Here is a 17,994-nt window from a genome sequence, read left to right as displayed (position 1 = left end):
GGTATGGCGTATCACCACGATATGCCATACCTGATACAGCCACTTTACCGCTCATACAATCTGCGCAACGGTTGTGAACCGTTTGGCGTAGTGAATAGTTAACCGAGTTGACTATTCACTGCAATAAATGGTATTTCCTTTACGGTACAAACGGTATCTTTTTGGCGTATTACTCCTGATAACTACGCCTTTATGTGCGCAGATGAGCGCCGACAGTACGTCGCGCCCGTCCCAGCTTGATGCCTTCGATCTGGCAAAACGCTGGTTCGGCATTTCTATACTGCCGAAAGCTGATTCGGGCTTAAGCACCAAGCCGCAGTGGGCACTGTTACCTTCGCTAAATTATCAGCCCGCCACAGGCATTGCCGGTGGACTGATCCTTACCTCCTCGTTTTATCCAAAAGAAACGCCACGTACCCGAATCTCTACCATCCATTTATACGCGGGTTATTCGCAGTTCAATCAGGTGTTGGCAACGGCCATCAGTAACCTCTGGACAACCGGGCATCGCTACAATATCCAAACCGATTGGCGTTTCTATAACTTTCCCACAATCACCTATGGACTGGGAACGCGAACCCAGCTAGCCAACGCCAGCGACGTCGACTATAACCACATTCGGTTTCACCAAACCATTTATAAAGCTGTTGGTCGCGATTACATGGTTGGTGTTGGTTACATGTTCGACCGCCACTATGACATTCAAAATATAGCCATCGACGGGCAAATCACCGACTTTGCCCGCTATGGTCTTGCCAGACAAGCCACCTCGTCGGGTATGGTAGTGGGCCTCCTGCGCGACCGGCGGGGCAACCCCAATAATCCGGAGGGCGGTTCATATTTGCTGGCGCAATATCGCGTCTACGTCAGGGAACTCGGCAGCACGGTCAACTACCAGGCCGCCTGGCTCGACTATCGTAAGTATATTCCATTGCCCGGGCGGCTGGAAAAGCAACTGGCCATCTGGAGCTTCAACTGGGTAACCTTTGGCGGCAACGCCCCCTACCTCGACCTGCCTTCGACCGGGTGGGATACCTACAACAACAGCGGGCGGGGCTACGCACTGGGGCGGTTGCGCGGACCATCGCTCTACTATGCGGAGGCCGAATACCGGACCCAACTCACCGCTAACGGATTGATTGGCGGCGTTTTGTTTGCCAATGCACAAACCATTGGCCCCTGGCCAAACGGCGTTCCGGCGGGTCTGGAAAGCACCACTCAGTCTCATACAACACAGGTCTGGCCTGGCTTCGGCGGCGGGTTACGGGTGAAGGTCAATAAAAGCGCCCGCACCAACCTAGCCATTGACTATGCGTTTGGTGCGGGCGGCTCGAAGGGGCTGTATTTCAACCTGAATGAGGTGTTTTGACCGTAGGCAACGTACCTACGCCATCACGTTCCACAAACGGGCGGGGGCCTGCTTGTTCTTAAGCTTGTGCTCACCTACGCTTTCGCACTGGAACGACTCTTTTACTTTTTCGTAACACACTTCCGAGATCAGAATCTGCCCGGCCTGAGCGGTCGATTGCAGGCGGGAAGCCGTATTCACCACGTCGCCGATAACGGTGTAGTCGAGGCGCCGGAGGGCCACCGAACCGATGTTTCCCGATACCACCTCGCCACTGTTGATTCCAATCGATACTTCGGGCTGGTACGGCTTTCCCGACAGTACCTCCTGGATATTCTGAATCTGGGCACGTATCGCCAGGCTGGTTTCGATGGCCCGGTCGAGGTGGTATTCGCCTTGAAAAACGGCCATTACAGCGTCACCCATGAACTTATCGACGTACCCACCCTGCCCCAGAATTTCTTTCACCATTACATCGAAGTACTTGTTGATCAGGCCAACTACGGTAGCCGCGCTTTCGCGTTCGGCAATGGCCGTGAAGCTACATATATCGACAAAGAGGATGGTAGCCGTGGTTGTTTCAGAGGCCGTCAGTGACTGTTCGAATCCCGATTTGGTCATGAACTTCAGCACGCTCTCGTCTACATACATGCGAAGGATATTGTTCTCTTTCACAGCCTGAACCGTTTGCCGTAGCTCGGCAACATGCTGAATGGTTTTCAACATGGTCAGTTCCAGATCTTCAAAGTTGACGGGCTTGAAGACAAAGTCATAGGCACCGCGGTTCATGGCCATGCGGATATTTTCCATATCACCATAGGCCGACACCATCACCGCCTTCAGAATTGGGTTGAATTCGGCCATTTTGACCAACAGCGTCAGCCCATCCATTTCAGGCATATTAATGTCGGCCAGCACTACGTCAACATCGGGTTCGCGTTGCAATAGGGCCAGGGCTTCAACACCATTATGGGCGAACGAAAACTCGTATTTCTGTTCGCGAATCTGTTTCCGAAATTTCTGCTTGATCAGCAGTTCGAGATCGGGTTCATCATCAACGACAAGGATTTTTGCTTTCATGCAGCAGGACGTATTCGTTTCGTTGATAAAGTTAAGCAGTACGAAATAAATTCAACCGCAAAGTCGCAAAGGATAACGCAAAGGGCGCTTTAGCGGGATGAATGGCGAATGATTGATTCAACACAGAGGCACAGAGAACACCGAGTTATTAAGGCAATTATGCCCATAATCCCGGTGTTCTCTGTGCCTCTGTGTTTGTACTCTTTTTTTACAAACCGGCTACTGTGCGCTTCACGAAGGCCGTGAGGCTAGGGCCAGTCAGGCGGTTTTGCGCCAGCAGGGCCAGATCATACAGTTGCTTGGCCAGGTTCTGCTGGGCTTCCCCTTCCAGACTCAGTACCTTCTGCGACAGTGCATGGTTAGCGTTGATCACCACGTTATAACCACCGGGCAAACTACCAAACATGTTGGCCTCGCCCGATAGCGCCGACATATCTTTCATCCGGCGCATAAACTCAGGCATGGTGATCGATACGGGCAGTTCATCGGTTGGCAACGATTCAACGTTGACAGTCAATGCCTTATCGTTCAACATGGATTCAAACGCCTCTTTCAGCTTCGTCTTCTCGTCGTCGGATAGCACGCTCTCATTGGCCACGCCCGTGTCGATCAGCTTATCCAGCGTGTCGGCGTCAACGCGTTTAAAGGTCGTCTTTTCCAGTTTCGACTCCAGGGCGTTGATGAAGTGCGGATCGATGATGGTATCCATCAGCAACACATCGTAGCCCCGGCGTTTGGCCGATTCGATGTACGCATCCTGCTGATTCCGGTCGGTTGTGTACAGCAACACTACCTGCTCGCTCTTGTCGGTCTGGGTAGCCTGCACGTGCTCGCGGTATTCGTTCAGGGTGAAGTACTTACCGTCTACATTCTTCACCAGCGCGAAGTCTTTTGCCTTCTCGTAGAACTTGTCATCGCTCAGGATGCCATATTTCACGAACAGCCCGATATCGTCGAATTTGGCCTCGAAACCACCGCGATCGTTCTGGAACAGCTCGTTCAGTTTGTCAGCGACTTTCCGGGTAATGTAGCCGTTGATCTTCTTCACGTTGCTGTCGGCTTGCAGAAAGCTCCGCGACACGTTCAGCGGAATATCCGGCGAGTCGATAACGCCATGAAGCATCATCAGGAAGTCAGGCACTACATCTTTCACCTCGTCGGTGATGAACACCTGCCGACTGTAAAGCTGGATTTTTTCCCGCTTCATCTGGAACTTGTCGTTATCCAGTTTAGGGAAGTAGAGTACGCCCGTCAGGTTGAAGGGATAATCGACGTTAAGGTGAATCCAGAATAGGGGTTCGGCCGACATCGGGTACAATTCGCGGTAAAACGTCTTGTAATCTTCGTCGGTAAGGTCGTTCGGCGATTTTGTCCAGATCGGGGTCGCGCTATTGATGATACTGCCATCAAACTCAACCGGAATTGGCAGGAACCGACCGTATTTCTCCAGAATACCCCGGAGGCGGTACGTATCAAGGAACTCTTCCGAATCGGGCGCGATGTGCAGGATGATGTCAGAACCACGATCTTCCTTTTCGGCTTCGGTCAGTTCATAGTCTGTTGACCCATCGCACACCCAGCGAACGGCCTGCGATCCCTCTTTATAGGACCTGGTGATGATTTCGACGTTTTCGGCAACCATAAACGCCGAATAGAACCCCAGGCCAAAATGACCGATTATGTTGGTCTCTTCGCCCGCTTTGTCTTTGTATTTCTCGATGAATTCGGTAGCTCCCGAAAAGGCAATCTGATTGATATATTTCTTGACCTCGTCGGCGGTCATACCAATGCCCCGGTCGCTAATGGTGATAGTTTTAGCCTCAGGGTCGACCGAAACAGTAATTTTCAACTCGCCGATTTCCTGCCCAAATTCACCATAGGCCGCCAGTTTTTGTAGCTTCTGGCTAGCATCAACGGCATTACTGACCAGTTCCCGCAGAAAAATCTCATGGTCGGAATACAGGAATTTTTTAATGATCGGGAAGATATTCTCGGTGTGAATCGAGATCTGCCCTTTTTCGTTTTGTACGGCTTCCATAAGCGAACGAGTAAAAGAGATAAAGAGTGATTAGTTGCTGGGTACGTTCTCTCCAAATGCCGTTCCAGTCTGCGCAAGTCTGTCAGATTGACAGAAAAGTGTACCTTACCCGCCATGACCCGCATGGTTCACCGACTGCACGTATACTGTGCGCTATGCTGCTGAAAAGGTATGAAGTCCCTGTCAGGCAGTTCGTCATTTATGTGGGCAACGAAGCCATTGAGCGTGACTACGTCACTTCAAACGTTAAGCTTTTCATTCCAGTACCAACTCGTTAATTTCAAGCAGATTGACTACCGGCTTTTCCTCTCCTCAACAAGGCCGGGGAAGTTGTTTTTGCGATTTTTGGCAACCCCGCCGGTGAGCCACCTACCACTATATTCGAAGCCACTATTCGGCGGCTTAACGAAACTGCCGATAGTGCCCTGCTGTTTGAGCGGTATAGAGAACAGTGGCGGGTATTGGTTCAGTTACGTAACTCACAATCCATATTTGACCTGGTTATGGACAGTGTTGCTACATTTTTCAAAGAGGAGAAAGACTTTCTCTATTTACGCAGTCACCAGCGTGGCTTGGAAAAAGGCGTAGACGTTGGGAGCAAAAGGGCCTGTAGAAAGGACTTCAAAAAGGCAGATAGCGATTAGGAAGGCAACGCATAACTTGACTGTCAACCTGCGTGGCCAACCGGATTTCGACACGAAACGCATCGCCCTACTAGTCGAGGTACCAATGCCTTACGTGCAGCGAGTAAAGCGCGAACTAAAAAAGCAAGCCCAATCGTAGGTAGGCCTGCTTTCTGGCAGTCGATTAATCACTTGCTCAGGTACGTTGTTGCAGTCGATAGCGGCTACTTCGGCAGTACCTATTCTTTCGAGGAAAGGGGAATGATCAATTTTTCGCCCCGAGTGGCAATGTCTTTTGTTTTGTGGTTGGCCTTCATCAGTGCCTCTTTACTGACACCATATTTATCGGCAACCACCCGCAGCACATCGCCTTTGCCAACGGTGTGGATAGCTTTCACTTTCACCCGTAATTTAGTTACTCCTGATTTTACACTGCTTTCGTCAACGTCCGGGTTTAACGCTTTCAGGGTGCTTACCTTCATATTTAGTCGACTAGCGACCCCATAAAATGTTTCGCCGTCGCCTATGGTGTACGTCGAGTTGCTGCCATTCACTTTAGGTGTTTCTGGTTTCTTCTCGGGCTTATCTTCCGGTTTTTCCTCTTCCTTCACTGGCTTGTCGGCATCGGTCGCTTCGTTGCTGGTCTTTTCCGTCGGCTTATCGGCAACATCCTCATCAGTTGGAGCAGGCGCCTGCGACAAGTCTACCGGCGCAGGTGTAGTGCTGGTATCAGGCAGTATGTTTTCAGGATTATCATTCTGGCCGGCCATCGCCTGGTCGGTGGTGTCGAGCGGTACGCTGGTCAGTTCTCTGGCATTGCCAGTGTCATCGGCCAGGCTGTCGTAACCGATGTAAAGCAACGCAGCAATGAGGCCCACCAGCACCAGCAGCGTAATCAGCGGCAGCGATGTGCTAGCCTTCTGGCGTTCGTTATTAGGAGTTTCGGGCATCGTCGTATGGATATCACTTTAACTGCTCGCTCATCTGAGCCACTTTCACTTTCAATTCCTCTTTGTAATCAGCCAGACGTCGGGCCACCGTTTCGTCGGCAGTGGCGATGATCTGGGCAGCCAGAATGCCCGCATTCTTCGCACCGTTGAGCGCTACAGTAGCGACGGGCACACCACCGGGCATCTGCAAAATAGACAGTACAGAGTCCCATCCGTCAATTGAGTTGCTTGATTTGACGGGCACCCCAATAACAGGCAAAACCGTCAGCGCCGCCACCATGCCGGGCAGGTGAGCCGCCCCACCAGCGCCAGCTACAATCACGCGCAGCCCCCGTTCGCGGGCAGACTTTGCGTACTCGACCATTTTTTCGGGAGTGCGATGCGCCGATACGATGTCCATCTCCCAGGCTACGCCCAATTCCGTCAGTGCATCGGCGGCTTCCTGCATCACCGGACGGTCGGAGATGCTACCCATGATAATTCCTACTTTCATTTCCTGCGAAATAACGGACTTTACAGGCATTTAAGATGTTAGTGACTAAGTTTTTACTCAATGAGCAGGTTTTTCAATGAACAATTGGCAGTTATTAGTGACTAATGACCAATAGCGTTACCACGAACTTCACCTTGCGGGGCAGGCTGTACCTGAGCAACGCTGTTCATTGATAACTCATAATTGTTCATTGAAAAACCGGAAGGCCAAAAGTGTAGTTTAGGTTTGCATGACAACAACTGAGTGGGGCTGGCTGGTCTACGGACTGCTGATAACAGTTCTTTCGTTCATTCACTTACTACGAATCGAATATTGGTGGGTACGTATCTGGGACTTTCCACACACCCAGCTTGCAGCACTGGCTGCTATTGGCCTGCTTGGCTGGGGCATATTTGTTCATGACTACTCGTGGCCCCACTGGCTGGCACCAGCCGGCGTTACGGCGGCAATGATTTACCAAGCCTGGCTATTCTGGCCCTACACGTTTCTGCACCCCCGGCAGGTGCTTCGGCAGCGCTATCCGCGTGGACAGCGAATCAGGCCTCAGGAAGACGCAAACACGGTGACATTGCTGACTGCCAATGTGTTGATGACCAATACACAATGTCCGAAAGTGCTTGATCTGGCAAAAAAACACCAGCCAGACCTGATCATGATCCTGGAAGCCAGTGCTCACTGGAAGCAGGAGTTATCGTCTCTGGAAGCCAGTTACCCTTATCGGATTTTGTATCCGCAGGAGAACACCTACGGCATGTTGTTTTATTCAAGGTTGCCGTTCAAACGTCAGGAATTGCGGTTTCTGGTAGAAGATGATATTCCGTCTATCTACGTCCAACTTGAAATGAAGTCGGGGCAACTGGTGCATTTTTACGGCGTTCATCCGCAACCACCAAGCCCTACAGAACATTATCGCTCAACAGAGCGCGACGCAGAACTGGTACTGGTTGGCCGGGAAGCGCGCAGGCAAACAGGCCCCGTTATGGTGGCGGGCGACCTGAACGACGTAGCCTGGTCGCACACCACAAGGCTGTTTCAGCGCCTTAGTGGCCTATTCGACCCCCGAATTGGCCGGGGTCTGTACAGCACCTTTCATGCGAATTATTTCTTTCTCCGCTGGCCGCTCGATCATGTTTTTGTGTCGCATCATTTTCGGCTTCGCACTCTGCGTCGCCTGCCCGCCTGCGGCTCTGATCACTTCCCAATCCTGGTTTCGTTAACCTATAATCCAGACCCTAAACGCATCAGGGAGGCTCCTAAGCCTGAAGGCGACGACCTTCAGGAGGCGCAGGAAATCGTAGAAAAAAGCAGAACCAGTTAACAATTATCAATTGCTCCGCTAAGGAACCTTACTATAAGGGGCATGTTGCGCTCTGGCAACGCTGATAACTGGTCATTGATAACTGTTAATTATTAAGCGCGGCTCGGGCTTTGTTATCGATGCTGTTTTTGTATTCGTGATGCTTGTAGCTGAGGGCTTTTTCGAAGGCTTGCTTTGCTTTGGGTACGTTGCGCTGTTGCTGAAAAAGGTAGCCTAGCTGTAGGGCCGACGTAGCTCCGAACGATAGCTGATCCGGGTCACTCAACACGATAGATCGCTCGAAAGCACTGATGGCCGCAGGTACGTTGCCCTGCTTCTGGTAGATCCGCCCCAACCTGTACTGGTACTCGGCCCGCTCGGCCACCGTTTGAAACGTAGCCTCAGTATACGGCTTCATCACGGCAATGGCCTGGTCGAGAAAGCCACCGTCGGAGGCCAGCCGGGCCTGCATCAGCACTCGCTGCCGTTGCGTCGGAAACGTTTTCAGGTACGTTTCGGCTACCTTCTGGGCGGCTTTATCGGCTTCAACCGTGGTTCTTCCGGTGGAGATGATCCGGGGTAATTCCAGACGGGCGCGGTCCTCATCACCCGCCAGCCAATAACACAGAAAGCGTTTATAGTGGCTGTCTTTCAGCAGGTTTTGCCCCCGATAGACACTTAGAAATGAGCCGTAATGGGTCAGAGCCATAGCGTATTGCCCTTTTTGCAGATAAATATCGCCCAGCAGATTTTCGATAACGGGCAACGAAACATAGGCTGATCCAGTGGGGCGCGAGGTTAACCAGAGAAGTGCCTGTTCAGACTTCGCATTTTTCATGGCCGTGGTAGCCGCAAAAAAACGAACCAGCAGATTATCCGGCGACTCGGCCACAAGCCGGCTCAGGTTGGCTTCGTCGCTCTCCGTAAAACGCAACACATAGGCACGAATGAGCAAATCGGCCAGTTGGGCTTCCGCACCGAAAATAGAGTCGTGCCGGGCTCGTTGCAGATCGGCGAGACCCTGGCTGACAGTACCCCGTAACCCCAGCAGGCGCGGCACCCAGGCGTAGCTGGTCGGCACCGACCCAATCATGACCCGCAACACACCCAGCGACTTGTAGGTAGGCAGAAAACCGGGAAACAGCCGCTGATTCTCGGCCAGCAGTTTATACGCTTTGATAACTCCCCAACTAGCGGCGGTTTCTTTGCCAAATTTGAGTTTCACGAACGCCCAGTGCAGACGTACCTCGGCCAGTAGCAGCCGTTGATACGGTGACTTTTCGTCGAGGTCTTCCAACTGATCGAGGCGCTCTGATTCGCGCGCAGATAGCTTTTCGAGCAGTCGATCATCATCGGAACTGAGCAGCGCGATCATGTCGGCGTAGTCTGCTACATAAATCTGCACCCCATTGACTGGCATGGCAGACTCCATCGCCAACGTTTGACGCGCGGCTTGCAGACGTCCTTTCGTGAGGTCAATGTAGGAATGGCGCAGGCCCGGTGTCCAGACAAAGTCCTGCCCCTGGCTGGATACAGCCCATATCAATAGCCCGAAAAACAGGAGGTATCGCATAAGGTGGCAAAGCTACAAGCCATCGCTCCCAAACGGTATCTCATTCACAGCTAAACCGCGCGTTACTTCAACGGCCCAATCTGGTCTAAACCATGCAATACCCGCTTAAGTGGAATCGATAGTAAACCAATTGACTAGTTAAGTCAAGCTATTATTAATAAACTTTGGCAGGGATTCACACTTGGGCAAGCCCTATATTCGTGCCGTCATTTCAGTAACAGATCAACTGAGGATTCATGAGTTTTTACCTGCTTTTCTACGGGTTATTATTGTTCTTTTACGACATACTTGCGCTGATGGGCTATTCGTCTCTTGTGGGCCTTAACCAGTTTAAGCGCGTTCAGCAACAGATCGGCAGACGGCAGGCTCATTGGGTACTGCGTTTGGTGGCCATTTTGCTAGTCAGTGCCGGGCTGAGCATGCGATACGTGAATTCCTGATTTTACTTTCTTTCGTAGGTCATTCCTACCGTCAGGCGCAGATCATTGTTCACGCGGCCCGGCACCACGACACTTTCGTAGGAGTTGGCCAGTGTAGTTCTAAAGCTCAGGTACGTACTGAACTTATACTGAACACTAACGCTCCCGTTCCAGCGTACGTTGAGCGGTTGCCCTTCCTGCCTGCTCAACGCGGGTTGATAAAAGACCGTGTGTGACACGCTCCAACGGTCTTTGTCAAACGTGTATTCACCAAAAAGCCGCGCCGAGTTACGCCAGATGTTCACGTCGCTCAGTTCCATATAATCGGTATACTCACGAATCAGTACGTCGGTAATCGACAGGTAGGCGTGCTTGCGCGTGAGCAGTTTATAGCCAATGCCTGCGGCGGCTGTGTATCGATTCTGGATCTGGCGCAGGTTACTCCGTTCATAGGAGCCAAATGCCAGGTAGTACAGGTTATTTTCATAGAACATTGTCAGGCGGGCGTCGCCGAAATATTCCCGTTCAGCCAGTAGTCCGCTTTGTCGGCCAAAGACAAACGAAGGGGTTGTCGACAGTTTAGCCACCTTACTCACTTCCACATCAAACGCACTGACAATCTGAAGCAGCGATCGATTCACGTTGCCGCTCGTAAAGGTGCCATCGGTGGTTAGACGGAAGCGGTAAACGGGGGTAAAAGCCAGCCTGCTTTTGGGTTTTCCCTGCAATGAATCGGCCACTTTCCGGGTCGAATCGGCGGCAAGTTGCGTGCTGTCGCGCAGGGAGGGGCGCAACGGGTCGGGTTGTTCGGTATTCTGGGCAAACGTGGGCAAAGCGAACACCACTAAACTAAAAAGAAGGAGAAAGCGCATAACGTTGTTTTTACTAAAGCGACACAATGATTTTCGCAAAAGTCGCTTCATTGCGGTAAAAACAGACTCATGCCAACAAAAACTCGCTGGGCCATCCTGGGCTTAGGCCGTATTGCCCATAAGTTCGCTACCGACTTAGTCACCCTTCCAAATGCCGATCTGGTAGCCGTTGCTTCGACCGATCAGGGCCGGGCCGACGAGTTCGCCGCGCACTATTCCCGCCCCGACGGCACATTGCCCCGTGCGCTGGGTACGTATGAAGCGCTGCTTGCCCTGGCCGACGATATTGATGTGGTGTACATTGCCACGCGTCATGTCTATCACCGCGCCAACACGCTGCTCTGCCTGAATGGCGGCCTGGCAGTGTTGTGCGAAAAACCGTTTGGCATGGACATCGGCGACGTAAACCAGATGCTTGGTGTTGCCGAGGCCCGACAAACGTTTTTGATGGAAGCACTATGGAGCCGGTTCATGCCCACCATTCAACAGGCCAAAAAGTGGATCGATGAAGGAGCTATTGGTCAGGTGCTGACCGTCAAGGCCGACTTTGGTTTCAAAGCCGAGTATGACCCCGGCAAACGGCTGTTCAACAAGGAGTTGGGCGGCGGCTCGTTGCTCGACATCGGCATCTACCCGCTCTTTATCAGCTACCTCATCAACGGTATGCCAGCTTCCATTGTGGCTTCGGCTACCCTGGCTCCCACTGGTGCCGACGAGCAATGCGGCATGGTGCTAACTTATTCTAACGGCGCGATGGCGATCCTGAACAGCACGTTCATGGCCAATACCGAAAATGTGGCACTGATCTATGGCACCGAAGGGACCATTCGCATTCACGGGCGTTTCCACGAATCAACCGTCGTGACGCTGGAAAAACCGGATACCGAACCGCTGACGCATACGTATGACCGCACTACCTTCGGCTACGATTATGAGGCGCAGCATGTGATGGACTGCCTGAATGACGGCTTCACCGAAAGCCCGCTCTGGAGCCATACCGACAGCCGAAACCTGATGACCCTGCTCGACGATGTGCGCCGGGCCGCTGGCATTATTTATGAGTAAAATGATGTATACTGTCTAAAGTTCAAAGTCTAAAGTCGCTCCGCTGGCCTACGATTAGCAAACCAGCGGAGCGACTTTAGACTCTGAACTTTAGACAGTAAACTGTAGACGCTACAACGTAGACCGTCCTTATCTTTGCGTGCATGACTGACCGCTATGCCCAACGGGGCGTTTCTGCCGACAAAGAAGACGTTCACAACGCCATTTCCCGCCTCGATAAAGGCCTGTTTCCGAAGGCTTTCTGCAAAATAGTACCCGATGCGCTAGCCGGTGACCCAAATTACTGCACCATCATGCATGCTGATGGCGCGGGCACCAAATCGTCGCTGGCCTACCTCTACTGGCGCGAAACCGGCGATATGAGCGTCTGGAAAGGCATTGCTCAGGACGCCGTAGTGATGAATACCGACGATTTGCTCTGCGTGGGTGCCACCGGCCCCATGCTGCTCTCATCGACCATTGGCCGCAACAAAAACCTGATTCCGGGCGAGGTCATTGCGGCGCTCATCAACGGGACCGAAGAGGTACTTCAGATGCTGCGCGATCATGGCATCGATATTCACAGTACGGGCGGCGAAACAGCCGACGTGGGTGATCTGGTACGTACCCTCATTGTCGACAGCACGGTTATTGCCCGGATGCCCCGTGCCGATGTGATCAGCAATGACCAAATCCGGCCCGGCGATGTGGTAGTTGGGCTGGCGTCTTACGGGCAAGCGACCTACGAAACTGAATACAACGGCGGCATGGGCAGTAACGGCCTCACCTCGGCCCGTCACGATGTGCTGGCCCACAACCTGGCCGACCGCTATCCCGAAAGTTTCGACCCCGCCGTTGACCGTAGCCTGATTTATAGTGGTAGCATGGATTTGCAATCACCGGTGGAGATTGGAAAAGGACCGGGCGGTGATACACAGACGGTTCCGGCGGGCAAGCTGATCCTGTCGCCGACACGTACCTACGCGCCGGTTGCGAAAACGCTGCTCGACCAACTACGTGGCCAGATTCACGGCATGGTTCACTGTTCGGGCGGAGCACAAACGAAGGTGTTGCACTTCATCGACAACCTGCACGTGGTGAAAGACAACCTGTTGCCCGTGCCGCCGCTCTTTACGCTGATTCAGCAGGAAAGCGGCACCTCATGGCAGGAGATGTTTAAGGTCTTTAACATGGGACATCGCCTGGAAGTGTACCTCGCTCCTGAACACGCACAGACGGTCATCGACGTATCGCGTTCATTCGGCATTGACGCTCAGGTTATTGGCCACGTTGAGGCCTACGCGGGCAAACGGGTAACGATTCAACACGATTCGATTACGTATACGTACTAGTAAATTTGTAAGTAGTTAGAAAAATGGTAGTTTGGCAACGGATAACGAAACCGTATGCCATGAAGATTATACTTATTACCAGTTTAGTTAGTCTGGTAACGTGTGCTGGCTTTGGCCAAACTACGCTTTTTCAGCAGGATTTTTCGGCGGGCGGCGTACTCAGTGATTACGTCAATTCCAGCAACCCCGGGTCAACCAAGTTCAAAGGAATTTCGGGACCTTCGGCGTCGATCCTAAATGGTGCGCTTCAATTTGATCGCCCCAATAACGGCTCTACAGGTCATTTTGCCCATAATACTGACTTCAACCCAACGCCGGGTTCGTTATATATCCAGTTTGATTTCGAAGTGGTTTCTGCCACAACAATAGCAGGGAACAGCGTACTGCTATTTTACGTAGGAAATAGCTTTAGTAACGGTCCGGGCAACCCGAGTAACGCTGATATTTACGCCCGATTCGGCATCAACTTTACAGGCAACGGACACGAATTTTCGGTGCGCAGTATTCCGTCTGGTGGCGGTGGTGCCAATTCGGTAGCGTTTACTGGCAAACAAACACTAACGTTTGTTCTGAATAATGCCGACTATACTGTTACGTACCTGCAACCCGGCGGCGGTTTAAAAACCTTGCCCAACGATACATATGACCTATGGGTTGGTACAACTCGGGTCTTTACCGACCTTCCTGTTCTTACACCAACCCAAACCATGACGGATTTCAAGCTCCGTATTGACGATGATGTTTACGCGGCCATTTTCCAGTTCGATAACTTCCTGATTCGCGACATAAACGGCGCATTACCGGTCGCTACTACCCTGTTAAAAGCTCAGGCAACAGGCACGCAGGTTAACCTTAACTGGCAATCAGTGAACCAGTTGGCAACGCTCTTTACGGTTGAACGAAGCACCAATGCACAGGAATTCACCGCTATCGGAATCATTCAGGCAACAGATGACCCGGCAAAGCAACGTACCTACGACTTCATTGACGCACAGCCAGCAGAGGGCATAAACTACTACCGGCTTCGACAAACCAATACCGATGGCTCCGTGGTATTGAGCAAAATCGCGACCGCCGACGTACCCACCAGCGTACCTGGATTTACCATTCTGGATAATCCCGGCGCAGGTACGTTCATAAGGCTACTTGCCCGGAACCTGACCGGAGCAACGTACCTGATTAGCACCCTGGCAGGCCACCCTGTATCCTGCCAGCAACGCGAAACGCCCGAAGGGGAGATAACGCTGCTTTTGCAACATCCTCTGCCTTCGGGCGTTTATCTGCTCACCGCCAGTACCGGAACCGCCCGGCTTACCAAGCGGGTACTAGTTCAGTAACTTATGAGTAATAGCCTGTGGCAGCGTAATCACGCTACCGCCTGGCTTGCGGGTCAACGATGAGCCAACTACCGTCTGCGCGTTTACGCGGCCAATACGCCCGCCCGATGTAAGGCCACGAATATGGCTGATCGCACCGGCCAGCAGGGCATCGCGGGTATCGCCAAGGGGATAAAGCGCGCCATAGGGTTCATCAACCGATACAGTCGGCGTGAAGCCTGTCCAATAGTCCGACTCATTGTTCTTGTTGTATGAACGGAACACAATAGGTTGCATACCCCACCTGTTGCCCGAATTATTGTCGTCCGTGATTGTAAACGAACCTACGTTTTTACCAGCCGATGTTGAACCGACCGTATTGACTGTCATAAACGGCCGTAACCCGTTAATGATCAACTCGCTGGCCGATGCTGTGCGTTCAGTCGTCAGTACATACATCCGCGACAACTGACTGCCGATATTGTTAGCCGGGCTACTGAAATAATTATAGAAGTAGTCGCTTCCACCCTGAGGATCTTTGAGGATATCGGCTGTTAGTTGCGGGTTAAACTCTTTGCGCACAAACGGCACTTTCGCCTGTCCGTTCACGCCCTTTACAAGCAGACTGGCCAAATTGGTCGATGATTGTACGTCACCCCCACCGTTGTAGCGCAGATCGAGCACTAATTCGTTGACACCCTGTGATTTGAACTTACCAAACACTGTATTCACCTGATTATCATACGTGCGGGTGGTTGAGCCGTTCGGGCCAGGCACGAACTGATTGTACATCAAGTACCCAATCTTGCGGTCGCCAACAACGTAGACAGAGTCTTTAAAAATAGGATTCTCCTGAAACACAACCGGCGTCACTGCCCTTGTCGTGGTGGTGTTGGTCAACGCGCCGTTCTGAACGGTGGCCATGCCAAACGTCAGCGTCCCATCACCATAGGCAATACCCGCATTTGTCGTAGTCAGCGGTGTTCCGTTGACCGAGTAAAAGACGTCATTTCGTTTAAAACCAGCTTTATCGGCGGGCGAACCGGGCAATACGTAAAGCACAACGCCTACGACATCGGTGCTGTTCTGCGCCCGTGGCAGCAGGTCAAATTCCATACCGGTGGTGGTGGTTTGCCCATTCAGCAACGCCGTCAGGTCGGCCGAACTTTCCTGAATCCACGAAAAACGGTCGCCGTTCGGGTTGGTTGTCGCGTTGTATGTATACAGTATCGAGTTGAAGAAATCGCGCGGCGCCTGCGTTGTATCGGGCCTGGCAGGAATCTTATCCGCCCAGTAATAAGCATACCGCATGTTATTCAGAATCCAGTTGTCGACGTACCCATTCGTGGCTGTTGCGCCGGTTGGGTTAATCTCTACGGGGTCTTTTTTACAGCCCGTCAGCAACAACGTACCTGCGACGAAAAGCGCCAGAACGGTACGGATTGATTTTGTTGAGATGTTCATAGAAAACGTTGTAGACTCTATATACTACTTAACGCAAAAAGCCCGGCAACTGTGGCGGTGCCGGGCTTAAAAAAGTATGAAAAAATCGTTTTACCGACCTATTAGTCAGTTCGTTTGCGAAAGTGCCAGACCAAGCCCAGATAGGAGTAGAAGACGCCTGATTTAAAATTCGACCGGGCCGATGGTGACAACTCGAACGCAATGCGCAGGTTGGGCAGACTGGCTACCGGTGCCGCCCGAACGCCAACGTGCAGCGAATAGCCTTCGAGAATTTTATCGCCATTCACCGAATTGAGCGCGTTGATCTGTATGCCAGGACCCACGTAATAATTCACCCGTTCGGTACGCTTCACGTTCACCATCGGGCAAAACGTGGTGCTGAGTTGCTCAAACAGCGAGTTGGTTTGCAAGCGGCCGTCCAGCCAGATCAGTTTATCGGGATTGGTACTAACGGTGAACAAACCGAAGCTATTGAACGGATAATACCCCACAGACGCCTGACTGAAAGCCGTTACGGGTAAGGCAAGAAAAAGAAGAATGGTGGAGAGGTGCTTCATATGGCGAAAGAGTGAAAGAGCTAAAGAGTGATAGAGTGAAAGTTGCTTGCGCCAGATTTAAGCAACTTTCACTCTATCACTCTTTAGCTCTTTCACTCTCTAAGTCTATCTATTTCATCATCTTCGCCAGTTTGCCCGACGACTGCATGTTGTTCATTTTCTTCATCATCTTCCGCATCTCATCGAACTGCTTTAGCAGATTGGTTACCTGCTGAACGTCGGTACCAGAGCCAGCGGCGATGCGTTTTTTGCGGCTGATGTCGATGATTTCGGGCCGCGCGCGTTCTTTCGGTGTCATCGAACTGATGATGGCTTCGATGGGCGCAAACGACTTGTTATCCAGATCGAGGTCTTTCACCATTTTGCCCATGCCCGGAATCATGCCGATCAGATCTTTGATGTTACCCATCTTTTTGATCTGCTGAAGCTGGCTCAGGAAGTCGTCGAAATCGAACTGGTTCTTCCGCATCTTGGCGTTGATCCGGCGTGCTTCGTCATCGTCGAATGCCTGTTGGGCGCGTTCAACGAGCGAAATGACGTCGCCCATGCCCAGAATCCGGCTGGCCATCCGGTCGGGGTAGAATACGTCGAGCGCATCCATTTTCTCGCCGGTACTCATGAACTTGATCGGCTTGTTCACCACCGCCCTGATCGACAAGGCGGCTCCACCCCGCGAATCACCGTCGAGCTTGGTCAGTACCACCCCGTCGAAATTCAGGCGGTCGTTGAAGGTTTTGGCCGTATTTACCGCATCCTGCCCGGTCATGGAATCGACAACAAACAGAGTCTCGGCTGGATTGAGGGCGGCTTTCACCTTCTCGATTTCCTGCATCATCACCTCATCCACCGCCAACCGACCGGCGGTATCCACGATCATCACTTTCTTGCCCGTCCGTTTGGCGTGGGCCAGTGCGTTCTGCACAATCGAAACGGCATCTTTATTTTCCGGCTCGGCAAAGACCTCAACGCCAACCTGTTCACCCAGCACTTTCAATTGGTCAATAGCGGCGGGACGGTAAATGTCGGCGGCAACGAGTAGCACACCTTTACCCTGTTTTTTAATATACGAAGCCAGTTTCCCCGAAAACGTAGTCTTTCCTGACCCTTGCAGACCGGCAATCAGAACGACCGCTGGTTCCCCTTTCAGATTGATCGGTTTGGCTTCGGTGCCCATCAGTTCGGTCAGTTCTTCCTGCACGATCTTGACAAACAATTGCCCCGGCTCAACGGCGATCAACACCTTCCGGTCAAGGGCTTTCTCCTTAACCCGATCGGTTACGTCTTTAGCCACCTTGTAGTTTACGTCGGCGTCGGTCAGGGCGCGGCGAACTTCTTTAATGGTAGCGGCAACATTTATTTCGGTAATGCGGCCCTGTCCCTTCAGGGTTTTAAAGGCCTTATCAAGCTTACTCTGTAGGTTCTCGAACATGATATTGTAAACGTAGTATCAGCAAAGATAACGGTTTCGCCCGCAGACGCCTATAACTAACCAGGCCAAAGACATTTTCATTACCACCCGGCTGATCTATCTTTTTAATAAATACTAACTCTATAGAACAAAATAAAAA

The 17,994-nt window shown here is 52.0% G+C and carries 15 protein-coding genes; 6 read left to right on the top strand and 9 right to left on the bottom strand.

The annotated features are described in order from the left end of the window. Positions 1-127: 127 nt before the first annotated feature. Positions 128-1,369, top strand: a complete 1,242-nt coding sequence (locus tag ACFE8Q_RS05330) for a BamA/TamA family outer membrane protein (RefSeq protein ID WP_375444319.1) — start codon at positions 128-130, stop codon at positions 1,367-1,369. A gap of 15 nt (positions 1,370-1,384) precedes the next feature. Here ACFE8Q_RS05330 and ACFE8Q_RS05325 read toward each other — a convergent pair whose 3' ends face one another. The 4 genes from ACFE8Q_RS05325 to purE all read right to left on the bottom strand — a co-directional run bounded on the left by ACFE8Q_RS05325 (position 1,385) and on the right by purE (position 6,532). After that, entirely contained in the window at positions 1,385-2,428 is a 1,044-nt protein-coding gene (locus ACFE8Q_RS05325; RefSeq protein ID WP_375444318.1) for an adenylate/guanylate cyclase domain-containing protein, read from the bottom strand. Positions 2,429-2,636: 208 nt separating this feature from the next. Further along, positions 2,637-4,466, bottom strand: coding sequence for a molecular chaperone HtpG (htpG, locus tag ACFE8Q_RS05320; protein ID WP_375444317.1), 1,830 nt, complete (start codon positions 4,464-4,466; stop codon positions 2,637-2,639). Between the two features lie 862 nt (positions 4,467-5,328). After that, positions 5,329-6,039, bottom strand: a complete 711-nt coding sequence (locus ACFE8Q_RS05315; protein ID WP_375444316.1) for a LysM peptidoglycan-binding domain-containing protein — start codon at positions 6,037-6,039, stop codon at positions 5,329-5,331. Positions 6,040-6,052: 13 nt separating this feature from the next. Next, positions 6,053-6,532 carry a 5-(carboxyamino)imidazole ribonucleotide mutase gene (gene purE / locus ACFE8Q_RS05310; RefSeq protein ID WP_375444358.1) on the bottom strand — a complete coding sequence of 160 codons (480 nt, stop codon included), beginning with the start codon at positions 6,530-6,532 and terminating at the stop codon, positions 6,053-6,055. A 229-nt stretch (positions 6,533-6,761) separates the two neighbouring features. Between purE and ACFE8Q_RS05305 the strand changes: the two genes are divergently transcribed. Next, entirely contained in the window at positions 6,762-7,850 is a 1,089-nt protein-coding gene (locus ACFE8Q_RS05305; RefSeq protein WP_375444315.1) for an endonuclease/exonuclease/phosphatase family protein, read from the top strand. A gap of 85 nt (positions 7,851-7,935) precedes the next feature. Here ACFE8Q_RS05305 and ACFE8Q_RS05300 read toward each other — a convergent pair whose 3' ends face one another. Next, the gene (locus tag ACFE8Q_RS05300; RefSeq protein ID WP_375444314.1) at positions 7,936-9,402 is read right to left on the bottom strand and encodes a tetratricopeptide repeat protein; all 1,467 of its coding nucleotides are present in this window, start codon (positions 9,400-9,402) and stop codon (positions 7,936-7,938) included. A 236-nt stretch (positions 9,403-9,638) separates the two neighbouring features. Between ACFE8Q_RS05300 and ACFE8Q_RS05295 the strand changes: the two genes are divergently transcribed. Beyond that, positions 9,639-9,842 (top strand): hypothetical protein, encoded by a 204-nt coding sequence (locus ACFE8Q_RS05295; RefSeq protein ID WP_375444313.1) that lies wholly within the window; start codon positions 9,639-9,641, stop codon positions 9,840-9,842. 2 nt (positions 9,843-9,844) lie between these two features. On the opposite strand, the gene ACFE8Q_RS05290 is transcribed toward ACFE8Q_RS05295, so the two are convergent. Then, positions 9,845-10,693, bottom strand: a complete 849-nt coding sequence (locus ACFE8Q_RS05290) for a DUF481 domain-containing protein (protein WP_375444312.1) — start codon at positions 10,691-10,693, stop codon at positions 9,845-9,847. 69 nt (positions 10,694-10,762) lie between these two features. Between ACFE8Q_RS05290 and ACFE8Q_RS05285 the strand changes: the two genes are divergently transcribed. The 3 genes from ACFE8Q_RS05285 to ACFE8Q_RS05275 all read left to right on the top strand — a co-directional run bounded on the left by ACFE8Q_RS05285 (position 10,763) and on the right by ACFE8Q_RS05275 (position 14,426). Further along, entirely contained in the window at positions 10,763-11,758 is a 996-nt protein-coding gene (locus ACFE8Q_RS05285) for a Gfo/Idh/MocA family protein (RefSeq protein WP_375444311.1), read from the top strand. Positions 11,759-11,901: 143 nt separating this feature from the next. After that, positions 11,902-13,089, top strand: a complete 1,188-nt coding sequence (locus ACFE8Q_RS05280) for an AIR synthase related protein (protein ID WP_375444310.1) — start codon at positions 11,902-11,904, stop codon at positions 13,087-13,089. Positions 13,090-13,148: 59 nt separating this feature from the next. Further along, on the top strand, positions 13,149-14,426 hold the full coding sequence (locus ACFE8Q_RS05275) for a T9SS type A sorting domain-containing protein (protein WP_375444309.1): 1,278 nt from the start codon (positions 13,149-13,151) through the stop codon (positions 14,424-14,426). On the opposite strand, the gene ACFE8Q_RS05270 is transcribed toward ACFE8Q_RS05275, so the two are convergent. The 3 genes from ACFE8Q_RS05270 to ffh form a co-directional block, all read right to left on the bottom strand. Continuing rightward, positions 14,415-15,869: a S41 family peptidase gene (locus ACFE8Q_RS05270; protein WP_375444308.1), complete on the bottom strand. Its 1,455-nt coding sequence runs from the start codon at positions 15,867-15,869 to the stop codon at positions 14,415-14,417. The two genes, ACFE8Q_RS05275 and ACFE8Q_RS05270, sit on opposite strands and share 12 nt — an antisense overlap. A gap of 101 nt (positions 15,870-15,970) precedes the next feature. Beyond that, positions 15,971-16,426, bottom strand: a complete 456-nt coding sequence (locus ACFE8Q_RS05265; protein ID WP_375444307.1) for a hypothetical protein — start codon at positions 16,424-16,426, stop codon at positions 15,971-15,973. A gap of 109 nt (positions 16,427-16,535) precedes the next feature. After that, positions 16,536-17,855 (bottom strand): signal recognition particle protein, encoded by a 1,320-nt coding sequence (ffh, locus tag ACFE8Q_RS05260; protein ID WP_375444306.1) that lies wholly within the window; start codon positions 17,853-17,855, stop codon positions 16,536-16,538. Positions 17,856-17,994 lie beyond the last annotated feature (139 nt).

The organism is uncultured Fibrella sp., from assembly GCF_964250085.1.
In the GTDB taxonomy this organism is placed as follows: domain Bacteria; phylum Bacteroidota; class Bacteroidia; order Cytophagales; family Spirosomataceae; genus Fibrella.
This window is presented reverse-complemented; position numbering and strand designations above follow the sequence as displayed.

What these genes read in the sequence shown, in the direction of transcription:
- ACFE8Q_RS05330 (WP_375444319.1), top strand. Translation starts at nt 128, where the DNA reads ATGGTATTTCCTTTACGGTACAAACGGTATCTTTTTGGCGTATTACTC.
- ACFE8Q_RS05325 (WP_375444318.1), bottom strand. Translation starts at nt 2,428, where the DNA reads ATGAAAGCAAAAATCCTTGTCGTTGATGATGAACCCGATCTCGAACTG.
- htpG (WP_375444317.1), bottom strand. Translation starts at nt 4,466, where the DNA reads ATGGAAGCCGTACAAAACGAAAAAGGGCAGATCTCGATTCACACCGAG.
- ACFE8Q_RS05315 (WP_375444316.1), bottom strand. Translation starts at nt 6,039, where the DNA reads ATGCCCGAAACTCCTAATAACGAACGCCAGAAGGCTAGCACATCGCTG.
- purE (WP_375444358.1), bottom strand. Translation starts at nt 6,532, where the DNA reads ATGAAAGTAGGAATTATCATGGGTAGCATCTCCGACCGTCCGGTGATG.
- ACFE8Q_RS05305 (WP_375444315.1), top strand. Translation starts at nt 6,762, where the DNA reads ATGACAACAACTGAGTGGGGCTGGCTGGTCTACGGACTGCTGATAACA.
- ACFE8Q_RS05300 (WP_375444314.1), bottom strand. Translation starts at nt 9,402, where the DNA reads ATGCGATACCTCCTGTTTTTCGGGCTATTGATATGGGCTGTATCCAGC.
- ACFE8Q_RS05295 (WP_375444313.1), top strand. Translation starts at nt 9,639, where the DNA reads ATGAGTTTTTACCTGCTTTTCTACGGGTTATTATTGTTCTTTTACGAC.
- ACFE8Q_RS05290 (WP_375444312.1), bottom strand. Translation starts at nt 10,693, where the DNA reads ATGCGCTTTCTCCTTCTTTTTAGTTTAGTGGTGTTCGCTTTGCCCACG.
- ACFE8Q_RS05285 (WP_375444311.1), top strand. Translation starts at nt 10,763, where the DNA reads ATGCCAACAAAAACTCGCTGGGCCATCCTGGGCTTAGGCCGTATTGCC.
- ACFE8Q_RS05280 (WP_375444310.1), top strand. Translation starts at nt 11,902, where the DNA reads ATGACTGACCGCTATGCCCAACGGGGCGTTTCTGCCGACAAAGAAGAC.
- ACFE8Q_RS05275 (WP_375444309.1), top strand. Translation starts at nt 13,149, where the DNA reads ATGAAGATTATACTTATTACCAGTTTAGTTAGTCTGGTAACGTGTGCT.
- ACFE8Q_RS05270 (WP_375444308.1), bottom strand. Translation starts at nt 15,869, where the DNA reads ATGAACATCTCAACAAAATCAATCCGTACCGTTCTGGCGCTTTTCGTC.
- ACFE8Q_RS05265 (WP_375444307.1), bottom strand. Translation starts at nt 16,426, where the DNA reads ATGAAGCACCTCTCCACCATTCTTCTTTTTCTTGCCTTACCCGTAACG.
- ffh (WP_375444306.1), bottom strand. Translation starts at nt 17,855, where the DNA reads ATGTTCGAGAACCTACAGAGTAAGCTTGATAAGGCCTTTAAAACCCTG.